The 14,420-nt window shown below is 65.6% G+C and carries 10 protein-coding genes; 6 read left to right on the forward strand and 4 right to left on the reverse strand.

Features of this window, described 5'->3' with window-relative positions:
* Window positions 1-66 precede the first annotated feature (66 nt).
* Window positions 67-1,923 (forward strand): tetratricopeptide repeat protein, encoded by a 1,857-nt coding sequence (locus BSTEL_RS11400; RefSeq protein ID WP_051922856.1) that lies wholly within the window; start codon window positions 67-69, stop codon window positions 1,921-1,923.
* A 28-nt stretch (window positions 1,924-1,951) separates the two neighbouring features.
* Here BSTEL_RS11400 and BSTEL_RS04865 read toward each other — a convergent pair whose 3' ends face one another.
* Both BSTEL_RS04865 and BSTEL_RS04870 read right to left on the reverse strand, forming a co-directional pair.
* Window positions 1,952-2,992 (reverse strand): hypothetical protein, encoded by a 1,041-nt coding sequence (locus tag BSTEL_RS04865; protein ID WP_034527775.1) that lies wholly within the window; start codon window positions 2,990-2,992, stop codon window positions 1,952-1,954.
* Window positions 2,993-3,023: 31 nt separating this feature from the next.
* Complete coding sequence (locus BSTEL_RS04870) at window positions 3,024-4,181, reverse strand: zinc ribbon domain-containing protein (RefSeq protein ID WP_156963167.1); 1,158 nt, start codon at window positions 4,179-4,181, stop codon at window positions 3,024-3,026.
* Between the two features lie 232 nt (window positions 4,182-4,413).
* On the opposite strand from BSTEL_RS04870, the gene BSTEL_RS12100 reads away from it, so the two are divergent.
* Entirely contained in the window at window positions 4,414-4,920 is a 507-nt protein-coding gene (locus BSTEL_RS12100; RefSeq protein ID WP_034527779.1) for a hypothetical protein, read from the forward strand.
* Window positions 4,921-4,955: 35 nt separating this feature from the next.
* Window positions 4,956-6,197 carry a zinc ribbon domain-containing protein gene (locus BSTEL_RS04880; RefSeq protein WP_034527781.1) on the forward strand — a complete coding sequence of 414 codons (1,242 nt, stop codon included), beginning with the start codon at window positions 4,956-4,958 and terminating at the stop codon, window positions 6,195-6,197.
* A gap of 25 nt (window positions 6,198-6,222) precedes the next feature.
* On the opposite strand, the gene BSTEL_RS04885 is transcribed toward BSTEL_RS04880, so the two are convergent.
* Window positions 6,223-8,079 carry a tubulin-like doman-containing protein gene (locus tag BSTEL_RS04885; protein ID WP_034527783.1) on the reverse strand — a complete coding sequence of 619 codons (1,857 nt, stop codon included), beginning with the start codon at window positions 8,077-8,079 and terminating at the stop codon, window positions 6,223-6,225.
* A 146-nt stretch (window positions 8,080-8,225) separates the two neighbouring features.
* Between BSTEL_RS04885 and BSTEL_RS11405 the strand changes: the two genes are divergently transcribed.
* The 3 genes from BSTEL_RS11405 to BSTEL_RS04900 all read left to right on the forward strand — a co-directional run bounded on the left by BSTEL_RS11405 (window position 8,226) and on the right by BSTEL_RS04900 (window position 12,369).
* Entirely contained in the window at window positions 8,226-9,575 is a 1,350-nt protein-coding gene (locus BSTEL_RS11405; RefSeq protein WP_156963168.1) for a zinc ribbon domain-containing protein, read from the forward strand.
* Window positions 9,576-9,657: 82 nt separating this feature from the next.
* Complete coding sequence (locus tag BSTEL_RS04895; RefSeq protein WP_162178979.1) at window positions 9,658-10,320, forward strand: zinc ribbon domain-containing protein; 663 nt, start codon at window positions 9,658-9,660, stop codon at window positions 10,318-10,320.
* A gap of 27 nt (window positions 10,321-10,347) precedes the next feature.
* Window positions 10,348-12,369, forward strand: coding sequence for a zinc ribbon domain-containing protein (locus BSTEL_RS04900; protein ID WP_034527787.1), 2,022 nt, complete (start codon window positions 10,348-10,350; stop codon window positions 12,367-12,369).
* A 247-nt stretch (window positions 12,370-12,616) separates the two neighbouring features.
* On the opposite strand, the gene BSTEL_RS12320 is transcribed toward BSTEL_RS04900, so the two are convergent.
* A partial coding sequence (locus BSTEL_RS12320) for a WD40 repeat domain-containing protein (protein WP_034527789.1) occupies window positions 12,617-14,420 on the reverse strand: 1,804 nt, incomplete at its 5' end.

The following is a 14,420-nucleotide window of genomic DNA, read 5'->3' on the forward strand; positions in this document are numbered from 1 at the left end:
GGAGAACACGGGAACGACGGCATCACGACGGGCCGCATCACGACATAGGGAAGGATCATATCGATCATGAACGCATCGACGAACTACTATCTGCTGCTCGGCATCTTCGATCCGGACGACGATCTGTCCGGTACGAGCGATGCCGATCCGGAAGTGATGGAACCGATTCGTCGGGCGATTCGCGACAAGCAGCTCGAAAACGCCCGGGCCATCAACAACCCCCGCAAGGCGTTGGCGGGCAAACGCAGACTCGACCTGCTGCAGCATGCCGAAGCGGCACTGGACACGCAGGCGAAACGCGAACGGCAGTTCGATGAAGCGCGCGGCATCGTCGATGAGGCGATGACGAAGCATGTGGGCAATTTCGCCAGCAAAGGATTCATCGCCGACCCCGAAATCGGTCTCATCGCCGGCAAGATCGCCGACGAAACCGGCTATGCGCCGACACCGATCTCCGTACGCGCGTTCATCCGGCGGAAGCATATCGACATTCGTCGGACGGCCACGCCATCCGACGCCCTTGTACCGGTCGAACCGCCGAAACCCCGTTCCTTCACCATGTACGAGAGAATCCGTTCGTCCCTCGCCGTCTGCGGCGTGGAGGACCTGTACACGTTCCTCGGCGGCAGCCCGCGGACCTGCTGGTACAAGTCGGCGTTCGAACTGCGCGGCGACGCCCGCGAACGGTTCGAGGCGATGCCGCGCAAGCACGATACGCTGACCGAGGCGCGCACGAAGCTGTTCCGCTGCTGCATCGACAGGACGTTCGCCAGCGAACGTTCGAAGGCGGACTATGACGAGTACCTGCGGTATCTGGCGATGATGCGGGTGCTGGAGGACGCCGGCGAGGCGTGCGCCTACACGAAGACGATGGAAAGCACCAACCAGGCGCCGCACTTCATCCGCATGCTGCGCGACGCCTCCGGCACGGCCGGCACACTCGTCAGCGCCAGTACCGCCGCGGGATACCTGCTGTGGTACTGCCAGGCCCACGACATCGCCTGCACGCCGTCGCAGTGGCGGTTCGACGGGCACACGCCGGAAGCCGCATCGGCATCTGAGGGCTCCGCACCGAAGGTCGCCGAAACACCACGCCCCTGGCCGAAGCCGGGCAGCCAGCAGCGGCCCGCGCCGAAGCCGAAGACCCCGCAGCCGTCGGGCTGGCAGCCGTCGGCCTATTCCACGTCACGCCCGCACGCGTCGGAACCACGCGAAGCCCAGCCCACTGCGAGCCGTGAGACTCCGGAGGAATGGTATCGACGCGGCGAACAAGCCCGTAAGGACAAGGATTTCAAGGCCGCCGCCGCATGGTATCGCAAAGCCGGCGAAGCCGGCCACGTCAAAGCCCAGATCAAAGTAGGCGACTGTTACATGTACGGCGTGGGAACACCCAAGGACGAGGAACAGGCCAGATCATGGTACCGTCGGGCGGCGGAGCAGGGCGACCGCACGGCACAGGTGCTGCTCGCCGACGCGCTGCACCATATCGACGACGGGCAATCCGCCTATTGGTGCCGAAAGGCGGCGGAGCAAGGGGACGCCGGCGCCATGTTCGGTCTCGGCGTGAGATACGAGAAGGGAGAAGGCGTCGAAAAGGACTACGAGCAGGCGGCGCATTGGTACCGGCTGGCGACCGAGCAAGGCAAGGGACTGTCACCATGCCTTGCAGCCTGCCAGCTGGGCGACATGTACCTCAAGCACCGGAACGCAAAAGGATGGACGACCGACGAACGTCAAGGCGCACTCGGACAATGGGCATACGAACACGGCAAAGCCGCGAAGAAGAATGCCGCATGGGCCGCATACTGGTACCATCAGTCGATCGCATTGACCCCCGAACCCGATACGCAACACAATGTGAAGTATGTGCAGGATCATAAGCTGAAGCCCCTGCTGAAACGGTATCCGCATCTTGCGGCGTAGTGAGTCTTGTCTCCATGGTCGCCGACGGCTAGTCGGTGGCGACCATGGAGACGAGACCGTCGATCAGGGCGCACACGACGAAGCCGGCGGCGACCATGACGCCGGCGGACTGAATGAATGTCGTCACGGTGATGAGGCGCTCGCTCATCTGCATACCTGCATATATGGTGCCACCCATACACACAATATAGCCGATTGCAATCGTCCAGTTAGGCGTCTTCAACGGCTTACCCGATGCGGCGCACATCACGGCGAGCACGACCACGCCGATCACGGCCCCGATGACCGCGCCGATTGCGCTGATCTTGGCGAAATCGGCGATGGGACCGCCGTCCGGCGCGACCCAATCCCAGAGCAGCGGGGCGACGGCGAACACGAAGGCAGCAGCCACGACACCGAAATACAGCATCATCTGTTCGCCGAGCGCCTCCGCGGTATTGAAAATCTTGAGCCGGTTCATGAAATCGGCGAAGGAGGATTGCTCGGATGTTGCGGAGGCCGACGTCGATGAAGGCGCGGAAGAGGCGGCAGCCGCCTGTCGCCGCGTGGATGTCTGCCCCGTCGCCCCCGTGGCCGATGCGGCGAGGAACACGGAATCCAGCATCGACCTGCCCACCAGACACGTGCCATAGTCGTCCGGCCCCGCCATCTGAACGGCGTGCGCGAGCGCGGTGAGGTCGACGGCTCCGGGCAGTTCCCGCAGATACCGGTCCGCGAGACGCTTCGATTCGGCGACGTACTCGACCGGATCGCGCTGCCCCAACGCGTAACGGAATGTGTCGCCGATGGAGCTCTCCACTATTCCGTACATCAGCTCGGCATACGAGGCCGGCACCATCGATATCGCCGGGCCGATCTGTCCGCCCCAACGTCTGAGCCGTGTAGTGGCGTCAAGGTAACGGTTGGCGGTATCAGTATCAAACCCCGCCAGCTGCGCTGCGATCACCGCCAGCTTGCCGTTGTCCGCGACGTGCGTCAGCCATTGGGCGCTCGCCTTGTCGTTAGAGGCGAGTCGTATGGCCTCCATCAGCGTGTCCTGATCGAGCGTCCTTCCCTCGAACGTCGTCATCGTGCCTCTCCTCTCCGTATCGGCTCATCCGTCAGCGCAGTTTCGCGCCGCATTGCGTGCAGAATCGGCGGTTCGCGGGAATCCTGCCGCCGCATCGCGGGCAGACGACCTTTTCGGCGACGTTCCGCCGGTTCGCACGTTGCGGCGATGCCGTGGGCTGAGGCGACGCCGTCGGCTGCGAGACGGGCTGGGGCGCCGGAACCGTAGCGGAGAACACCTGCGAATCCGTCCGGAATCCGTTGCGCCCATCGGCCAGAAACCGTTGCACGATGTCCTCGACGATCCGGCGGTACTGGTCCCGCGACTGTCCTGGGGCGAAGCAGCTTCTCGGCACCGGCAGCGCGAACTGCACGATTCCCTCCCCGTCGCCGGCATCCGCCCATACGATGTGGTAGCCGCCATTGATGACGTGGTCGCCGCCGTACCGTGCGACGTAGGAGTCGCGATCGGTGATCTCCACCGGCATCGACATCACCGGCGACGGCAATCCCATCGATTCGAGACCCTGATCGCCGAACATGACCGTCTGCGCCGCGTCCCCCTCGCCGATCACGGTGGTGTAGCATCCGTATGAGCCGCGTTCCCAGCCTCCCATGGCGCAGAGGAAGCCTGCCGGCATCAGGTCGATCACCGGATACTCCTCCACGCCTTCCACGTGTTGTACGAGCTGCCCGTAGCCCGGCACCTCCCATGGCGCGACGAGGCCTCCTGCGCGCATGATCTCGCATGCGTCACGGTCGGCCATAACGGTCCTTGGACTGCTGAAATGCAGATCATGCTGCGAAAAGACGTCCGCGGCGCCTCGGCACAGGAATCTCAATGTCGCCTGCGGATCCTTGCTGGGCAGAATCATCAAAGCGGACCCCGCCGGACCATCGAACAGCATCCACGCCACTTCGGCGCTCCCGCTTGCCACGATGCCTTCGACCATATACCTGCTCCGCGTCAGATCCTCCTCGATCAGCGAATCGACCAAGGGCAGCAACTGCGCGGATGTCAGAGTCGACGAGTAGTAGACCATGACCGTTCTCTGAGCATCCCTGATATGTCTACGCAGTCCGACCTTCGGATCGTCGTCGCTCGCCGGTTCAAGATAGTCGTAGACATCCACCGCGCGCTTTCCATCAGACAATCCCACCATGTCGGTTCCTCCCGTCGCCGACGCATGCCGGCCGTAGTCGTCCCGCATGCGTCCATGCATGCGTCTTCGAGAAGGGGATGGCGACTGCCATGAATGATTCCGATGATACCGCCTTTCGTCTCCGTTTGCGGCATCGACGCGACATGTCCCATGTCGAACACGGAACGAACGGCCTCATGGTGCTAGGGTGAAAGATACGTTCCGGCCATTCGGCCCCTCCTTTTTCCCTGGCACCGCGACGTCGCGGCGGCCGCATCACCCATCGGCGAAGGAGAGCATCATGGCGAACTACAGTCCCGACCTGTTCCACGCGGTCACCGCGTATCTCGATTCGCGGAATTTCACGTACGAGACGAACCCCGATACGGGCGTGATCACGTTGGAATGGAATTTCTCGCGGGCCACCTCCATCAAGAGGGCGCGCATCAACTTCGACATCACGTCCGAGGCGATCTGCGTCACCAACCAGCCGGAGGTCCCCGAAGGATCGCTGTCGGTCGTCAGGCAGGTCCCCGTCGACGACACGGACCGTCTCGCGGACGCGATGATCTTCCTCACGGCGGCGAACTACAACCGCATCCACTTCGCGTTCCAGATGGATCCGACCACGGGGACGGTCAACAGCACCAGCAGCCTGTACTGCGGCGCGTACGTCCCGCCGGCCGAACTCATCGACCAGGTGTTCCGGCATGCGAACGACGCGTGGGAAATCAACGGCGACGAGTTCATCAACGTGCTGGAGCACCGCAAGGATCCGCTCGTCGCCGCCGCGGACGCGAACCGTTGATTCCGTACATCGACCGCCAGGGAAAGGAAGACACCATGGTCGATCTCAGCCTGTTCAACGACACAAGCAGCGCTCCGGTCACACGATTCGGAGGCCCGTTCGACGACAACGACATGACCAAAGGGGTGTATAACCTACTGTCCGCAGCACCGGGAATCATCTTTTATTCGCAGGCGCCGGCGGAGCAATTGCTCACCACGCTCGACGGCATATTCCCGGACCTCAACTTCAAATCTTCAAGACACTCCGACTCCGGCTGCCTGAACACGGATATGACCGGCGAACTCGCCGGCGAACTATTGTACTGGAGTCTCTTCGAGGGCCCGCAGGGTTCCGCCATGATGTGCATCGCAGCCGGAGGCGAAGCGACGAAGTTGCTGCGCGTCGAATGTCTGCATGAAACGCTGATATGGTCGAAACGACATCCGGATTTCGCCATCGTCAACGCCCTGTTCGACAACGGCGTCGCAACCGTGGGAGCGGCCGCGGCGATCGGCATGGGCAGCGTGGTGGCGCCATGGTACGTGCCAGGTTTCGAACGTACGCATGAACCCACGACTCATAACGATTCGGCGAAGGACGGCTATGATCTGGGACTGATGTCGCCGGAGCTCGTCCGTGAACTGACTTCATGGCGACAAGTCGGCTACGACATGTACCAGAAACCATACAACGCCGAGGGATTCGGCGACGTCAACCTGTTCGTAATCGGCGGCGTCGAACACGACGCCCCCGGCCCGAAACTCCTGTTCCCCCTCGATACCATGACGGAGCAGGAACTGACGGCCACGTGGAGCGGTGTGGAACGGTTCGGCCCATGCCGACCGTATCTGTTTTCCGGCATCGGAACGGTGATGTGCGATCTCGATCCACAGGCGACGGCGGAGCTGGTGGATGAACGAGCCCGTGAGCTGTTGGACACCGTCCACCGATGGCTGCACCGCAATGACGGCGGCAACGACGACGCCACATCGGCGTCTCCCGTATCGACCGCATCGACATCCCAATCGGCATCCTCATCCGATTCCCACTCGCGTCGCCTGCATGACGCGCTCAAGGCGCGTCTCGACGCGACGCTGGGTCGTTCGCCGGCGAGCGCGGCGACCACGCCGAGCGCGAGCCCTGCCGCCGCCCCCGTTCCCATGCCATCGGCCCCATCCGCCCCGTCACCCGCCGCAGCCATGCCGCAGACCGGCAGACGGTTCTGCACGAGCTGCGGCGCGCAGCTGCCGCCGAACGCGAAGTTCTGCGGCCAATGCGGCACGAAGGTCCGCTGAGCCGGCCCATCCGCGGGAACCGGACTCAGACGGCGACCGGCATGAACCGTGTGACACGGAGGCGGTCGGGCATGGAATCGACGCGGATGGTGACGCCCGGCATCGTGGCGGCGAGCTGTCGCGTAGTTTCCATGAGCGCCGGGTCGCCGGCCGGCAAGGTGACGACCGTCCGCCATCGCGCTTCGGAACCGACGCCGCGACCGTCATCGTCGCCGGAATCCTCCGCGACATCCACCGTGGCCTGTTCCATCAGCCCATGCAGGAGGTCGTCCGCCGCATCCTCGGCGGGACGGCTCTCCCATCCGTCGCCGGCGAGCAGATCCGTCACGGCCAAACCGACGATTCCGGGGAAACGGTTCCTCGCGAACCGGCAGAAGCGCCGGTACACCGTCAGTTCGTCGATGCTCGGCTTGCCCTCGTCGTCGCCTTCACCCCGGGCGAGCGCCCACAGCAGGTCGTGGGCGACGGCGGCATCGTCGACCGGCGTGCCGGCGACGATGCGTCGGGCCGCATCGTACGGCCACGTCGAATCGAGTGTCCCTCTCTTGTCCAGGACCTCGGACCATTCGTGGACGTTCTTCCGATACTCCTTGAACGTCTGGGAAAGCTCACCCGCCGCCCCAAGGAACATGTCGGCGTCTCCGGGCAGCCGGACCTCGGGGAGAACGAAATCGCCGAGCTCTCCGAGATGGATGACCGTGGCCTCGCGATCCGGGCGATGGTCGGGGTCGATGCCGATCGTCTTCTGGAACCGCCGGTATTCCTCGGCGGGCATGCCCTTCCCCTCGCTCAGATCGTCCAACATGGCGACCGGCCGTTCCAGCAGATCCGAGAGCATCATCGAATACGGCAGCATCACGTCGGCGACCGTCATCACGTCCACGGCCGGATCATCGGCGCCCGCGTCGCTTCCGCCGCCGTCATCCCGTATCAGCATGTCGATCAGGCAATCCGCCAGACGATCGTACGGCGCAGAGGGACGGAGCACCCGGCTCCATTCGTCGACGCCGCTCCGCACGACCAGATGGCACCGGTCGAACGGAGGCATCGTCGTATCCACGGCCAGCGAACCGCCTTCGGAGTACGCCTGCCGCCACGCCGTGTGACGGCCATCGTCGCGCATGCGGTCGAGCATCTCCCACAGCGTCCGCTCCGCATCGACCCGGCACGCTCCCGCCTCGTGAAGATGCCTCACATCGGGCTCGTGCACGAGCAGGAACCCGTGCGATTCCACCCGCGGATACGCCTCCAGAGCCTTGCGGACCAGATGGCAGGCGTCCATCAGCACGCCCGAGCCGGTGCCCTCGTCGAGCCCGGCGACCACGATCACCCTGATCGGCGTCGAGGCGTCGAGACCACGCATCGCCGAGGCGACGACCCGTTGCACATGCCGCACGAACCCCTCGGCCGCGAGAATCATGAGGAACCGGCCCATCCGACGGCTCCCGTCGGTGGACTCGTACGACAGACCGTCCAACCGGGCCGCCATGTCATCGAAGTCAAGCCAATCCCGGAACCGTGGGTCACGTTCGTAACGGGCGCGGTCATCGCGGAACCACTCGGGGAAGTACTCGCTGATCCCGATGTCCAAGTATTCGCTCCCCTCCGGGTCATCGGTGTCATATTCGCGCAAGGCCATGGGCGAGCTTGCACCGCCCTGCATGAACCAGTCGGCGGTGACGGCGAGGAACCGCGTGCGGTCGAACGGACCCGGAGAGCGGAACCGCAGGAACATCTCCCGTTTGAGCGAACGCAACGCCCAGGTGCCCGCGTCCCCCAATCCGATGGCCAACGTCACGGAATCGTCGTGAACGTATTTCATCGTCCCGTCGAAAACGTCGAACACGCCTCCGCCGGACACATCCAGCGAGTCGAACGTCATTATCGCGGCTCCTTTCCGATCCCCGCGTCGCTCCGACGGCGGACCACTTGACGCAACGTGGCATACCGTGGCGCGACGTGCGTCATCGCAAGAAAACGGAGCGGCCCATTGGCCGGAAACACGCCAATCGTACCATCGTCCGGACCATGTGCGAACGCCCGCAGCCGCCTATACTGGAATCCAGAGGAAAACTCGCGGAGGAGGGCGGATTCGTGATCTGTTCGAGATGTGGGGCGACGATCGCAGCGGGCAACCGGTTCTGCACGGAGTGCGGCCAGCCGACGCAGCCGGTCGGCACGGACGCGGACGCCACGGTGGTCGACGGCGCGCGGAACCACTACGTGCCCGCTCCATCGCCGACGGCGTCCACCGTCCCGAACGGGGACCGGTACGTCTATCCCGCGCCGCAGCCGGCCATGTCGCCGTCGCCGACGACCTTGTCGCAGCCGCAATCCTCGCAGCCGATCCGTCCGCCGATGCCGGCGGCGACCGTCGCGAAGCAGCCGTGGAGCAACGGCCAGAAGATGCTCGTCGCGATCGGTGCCGCCGTCGCCGCGATCCTGCTCGCCGTCGGCGTCGTCTTCGGCGTGTCGATGTACCGCGATGCCCATTCGTCGCCGGTGTCCACCGCGTCGTCCTCGTCGGACGGGACCGGCAGTACGTCCGGTTCCGGCTCCGGCTCCGGCGGGACGACGGACGCCTCGTGCGACTCCACGCCGGACATGCAGGTCGTGTCGGTGGAGCGCTCCGGCAACGACCTCGTCGTGACGATCCTCGTCACCTCCACGTGTTCGGACGGCTCGTCCACGCGCTTCGACGATCCGAAGGCGCGCATCACGCTCAAGGACGCCAGCGGCGAGACGATGGCGGACAACACGTTCGACTTCTCCGGCAAGCGCGCCCGCACGGTCACCGCGAGCGGCTCGAAGGTGAAGGTCACGTACACGCCGGACATGTGCAAGCGTTCCGTGACGGACATCGTCGACGAGGCGAACGACGACCCGTCCCTGCTCATCATCCGCTACATCTACCGCAACCGCGGCGGCGACTCGGACGATTCCGGCGACTCGACCGCCAACGACGCGGACACCGCGCCCTCCTCCACGTTGAAACGCTACGAGAACGCGGCGGGCCGCTACGCGATCAGCGTGCCGGACAACTTCCGCAAGACCGGCACCACGTCCGACGGCACCGGGTTCACGTTCGCCGGTTCGGGCGTGACGATCACCACGTGGCGCTCCGCCAACACGACCGGCTCCGCGGCGGGCGAGATGGCGCGGCTGGAGGCGGACGCAGGCGTACCGATCACCTACGACCTCAACGCGGACCCGTCGATCTACGTGAGCTACTACAAGGGCGGCTACGTGTACTACATCAAGGAGATCGTCTACGCGGACCACATCATCGGCGTGCAGCTCAAATACTCCGACGAGCATCGCGACGTGCGCGACCCGTTGACCGAGAAGATCCCGCCCACGCTCGAGGATCTCGGCTGAGATCTCGTATCCCGACCGGCCTGATGCGCGACATATCCGTTCCGACAGTACATCCCGGAGCATCCACGACGAAGGAGGAATGATGACGGACGATGACGGCAAGCCGGTGCGCGGCGTCAACACCATCCGCGAGGAGCTCGACAAGGCGCGTGGCGAGAACACGTACAAAAGCGCGTTCGCCGCGCTCGGCGCGGCCATCGTGGGCACGGTGCTGTCATACGTGGGATACGAGTATGCGAACACGGTCTACGTGTGGCTGTGGATCGGAACCGGCGCCGCATGGCTCGCCGGTATCGGCATGCTCGTCTTCGGCAAAAGCATGGAGGACGACCGCCACAAGAAGATCGCCGAACTCGAAGCGGAACTCGCCAAGGCGACCGCGGCGCGCGACGGGGACCGCTCGCGATCGAACGGTCCTGCCACTGCCGAAACGCCGTCTCCGGCTGGGCCGAAGTCCACCTCCACGGCATCGCCGATACGACCTCCCGCACCGGTACCGCTGCCGGAACCTGCCGCATCCCCACGTGCGGACGCCGCTCCGGCGCCTCTGCCGGGCTGGACGCCGCAGGCCGCACGGACGAAGACCGCACCGTTGCCGCCCTCCACGCCCACCACGCCCACCGCCGCGACGCACGGCCCGTCGCCGACGACCCCAGCGCATGATCGCAAATTCTGCGGCCAATGCGGCGCGCAACTGCAACACGACATGACGTTCTGCACGCGGTGCGGCGCACGCGTCGCCTGATCGACGCGAACAGCAAAGGAGTTCATCATGAATGACAGCGGCAGCACCGCCCTCGGCGTGCTCATCTTCGTCGGACTCTTCGCCATCTGCCTCGTATGGGAGATCCTGAAACGCAAGGCGAACACCGCGTTGAACCGCAACGTGTTCAGCCGCGGCACCTATCAGGAGCAGCAGGCGTTGATCGAACACAGGTTCACCTACCCGTGCCAGGCCAAGTGGAGCGACGTCAAGCCGCTGCTGAAGGAGTCCCCGCTCGGCGACAATCTGCAGGTCGCGAAGGAGACCGACGACGGCGTCCAATGGATCTACTACGCGTTCCACCTGCGCACCACCGGCAATGGCGAGTTCACCGCGTACCTCCAGATCGACGAGCAGGCGCAGCGCGCCACGTTCGAATTCATCCGATGGGCGAACGTGGACGGCGTGGTCCGTCACATCGACCAGATGAAACAGCTCAAGACATGGGTCCAGGATGTCATCGAACAGGCGAACCGCAACCAGACCACGCAACCCACGCAGACCGCACAGACCGCGACACAACCAACTCGCCCGGTTCCATCCCCGCAACCACCACAACCGTCTCCGCAGTCCGCGCAACCCGACACGCATGCGGTGCCGCTGCCGTCGCAGGGGCCCGTCGTGCGGATCCATCTGTCGGTGCCGACACGGACGCCCGCGACCGCCAAGGCGCCCGACGCGACGACCGGCGAGACGTCCAACGAAACATCCACCGGTCCGGCGGCATCCGCTGTACAGCCGGCGGCCCCGACATCGGCCGACGCGGATCAGGCATCGCCGACGACGCCGGCATCCGAGACGGATACCGCCTCCGCACTCGCCGAAAACCACATGAAACCGACGAAACCGTTCACGCCACAGGAATGGACCATCGGCGAATGGCATCCGCTGCTGCCGATGTTCCAGCAGCGTTGGAAGTACGCGGCATTCGTTCCCCCGGTGATCGGACTCATCGGCGTGCTCTATTTCGGATTCAAACCATCCGGCTCCTACGCCGGGTACACGGCCGGATCGATCATCCTGCCGGACAGGTACACGGATTACGGCACCGGATCCATACTCGAGGAGTACGGGTACATGTCCGCCGACCAGTTGAACGGTATTCTTGCGGACCTGCGCGCCGAGAACATGCACGGGTTCATCGGATGGATCGTGTTCACGCTGGCCATGCTGGCCTTGGTCGCCGTACTGTCGATGGCCTACGACGCCAGTTCACGCAGCATAGCGACGTTGCTGTCCAACGACGACGACATGTACCGGTTCTTCCGCGACCGGTATGAGTCGGAACACGGCAAATACACGCCGACGTTCCAGGACGAGGCGCTGAACCTGCCGCTCACCATCGCCGACTACTCGTACGAATGGCTGCTGCGGCCCGGCATGCTCAGCGCGAATCGGGACGCCCCGATCACGGAGGACTATAAGGCCGCCGTCTACCAGCAGTCACGCACCTTCCTCGGCAGACTGTACCTGCTGTACAACGATCTGTGGTTCGACGCGGGGACGACCACGGCGAAACGCCTGTTCGGCGCGCTCGGCGGCAATGCGACGCCCGCGGCGACCACGGCGCCGACGTGGCAGACCATGACGGCGCAGGCGCGGTCCGAAAACACGACCATGCAACCCAGGAAGACTCCCGCGGCATCCGCCGCGCCGGCCACGTCTGCCACACCCGCCGCACCCGCGAATCCCGAGGCATCCGCGAATCCTGCCGCATCCCCGGCGGTCCCTGCCTCTCCAGTGCCTGCATCCGCACCCCTGCCCGCACCAGCCCCCGCATCCGTACCCATGCGTGTGCCAGCTCCCGTATCCGCCGCCGCGCCTGACAATGCGACTTCGAGCACGTCCGGGAACACGACACCGTTCACGCCGCAATCGCAGATGCCGCCCGTCCCCCTGCCTCAACCCGCAGCTGCACCCGTTCCGAAGTCAACCACGTCACGCGATTACAAATTCTGCGGTCAGTGCGGCGCGAAGCTGAAGCGGGAGATGGCGTTCTGTACCCAGTGCGGCGCGAAATGCGTCCGATAAGGCAACGATAGGGTCCTCTCCGATTGTGGCGTGCCCGATCTGTGCAGGCATGGTCATATGGGCTTTCCAACCTGAGTGGAAGAAACCGCCTTCCACTCAACCGGCATCATCCCGGTTTCCAGGTTGGATGGGAGGAAATACCCGCCACTCAACTTCGCTGGCGGTTGCACATGCCTTGCTGGCGACCGGAGCGAAACGTCCATGCCCCGTATGACCGAATCGTTTCGCCCCGACGAACCACGGGGAACTACCGCGTCAGCCCGAGCTTCCGCGCCCGGTCCAGCCGCTCCTGCACCTGCTCGCGCAGCGTCACGCCCTCGTACTCCCCCGCGTCCGGCGCGGCGACGGTGTAGATCACCCCGTCGCGCGTGGCGGCGATGACCCGCTTGCCGTCGGGCGCGTACACGACGGCGCGCACTTCGCCGGGAATCTCGCGTACGAGGGGGCCGGTCTGCATGTCGTAGCGGGCGAACATGACCGACCCGTCGGCCAGTCCCGCGGCGAATGCGTTCCCGTCCGGCGCGGCGGCGACGGCGCGCGATTGGTGCGCGTCGGTGAGCGACGCGAAATCGGTCATGCCGATGTGCATCGTCCACGGGTCATCGTCGCGGCGTGCGGCGTCCACGCCGTTCGCCCCGCCGTCGCCGGTCTTCGAACGGGAGATGCCGCGCGAGCAGAGCTGTGCGGGCGTGCCGTCGCCGACGAACAGCGCCTTGCTTCCGGACACGGCGATGGCGCGCGCGGTGCCGCCCAGGCAGATACCGATGCTGCCCACATCCGAGGCGGCGGCGCCCGGCAGGATCAGCGTGGACGCCCCCGCCTCCACGACGGCGAGCGTGCCGCCGTCGAATCCGACGAACAGGCGTCCCTCGCCGTCCGCGCGCAGGGCGGTCACCTCCGCGCCCGCATCGTTGACGATCGTGCGCGACGGTCCGCCGCCGCGCACGCCGATCACGTCGACCTGCGCGCCGCATCCGATGGCGATCTCGCGGCCGCCGGGCAGCACGGCGAGCGCACCCGGCGCGCAGCCGTCGGGCACGTCGATCCGGGTCGTCTTCCCCACGTCACCGGAACCACCACCGGCACCATCCGCACCATCATCGAACGTGACCCGGTACAGCACGGTGCTCCCGTCCTTCGTGCCGGCGACGACCGCGGTGTCGGCGGCGTCCGGGGCGGTTGCGATGGCGACGCCCACGTCGACCGGCACGCGCGTGGCGTCCGAGACCACGCGGCCTTTCGCCGTGTCGACGAGCGTGACACGCCCGTCGCGCGCGAGCAGCGCGGCGCGGCTCCCGTTGCCGCTCGTCCCACCCGCGCCCGCAGCGGAACCGGCACCCGTACCGCCCAGTGCGGCGCCGTCCATGAACCATGATCCGGTGTCCCTGACGACCGTCGTGCTCGCGCGCACCTTCCACACGGTCGCCTTCCCGTCGGAGGAGCGTACGGCGAGCGCCGACCCGTCCTCGCTCCATGCCATCGACGTGGTCTCCGTAAGGTCCGCGCCGGTGAGCGTCATCATCGTGCCGCCGCGTCGCGCGTCGAGGATGCGCACGTCGGTGCCGCCCAGTGCGGCGACTTCGAGCCCGTCGGGTGAGACGGCGTATCCGCGCGTCTTGCCGTCAGATGCGGCGCCTACGCCCGCGTCGGCGAGCGCGTCGGGCGTGCGCGTGTCGAGTGCGTCCGGGAAGTCGTATCCGGCGAACCGCTGGTCCGTGGCGTCCCCGTGGTCGTCGGGCACATGCGTGGCGAGCACCATGCGCATTGTGGCGACATACATGCTTCCGCGCATCGTGGCCGTGTCGTGCGGTTGGGCGAGCACGGTCCTCATCGCCGTGTACGGGTCGTCGTCGAGCGCGTCGCGCAGGGCGTCCCATCGCCGTGATTCCTCGTTCGCCTGGGCGTTGGCCTCGTCGATCTGGCGCATGCGGGTCGCGAACGTCGCGCCGCTCACGCCGGCGCAGACGATCGCGATCGCGGCGAGCACGGCGAGCACGCGCAGGATGACGCCGCGGCGGATGGATTGCGTGAGGTAGCGGGCGGCGACGGAT

This window comes from Bifidobacterium stellenboschense (assembly GCF_000741785.1).
GTDB lineage: Bacteria > Actinomycetota > Actinomycetes > Actinomycetales > Bifidobacteriaceae > Bifidobacterium > Bifidobacterium stellenboschense.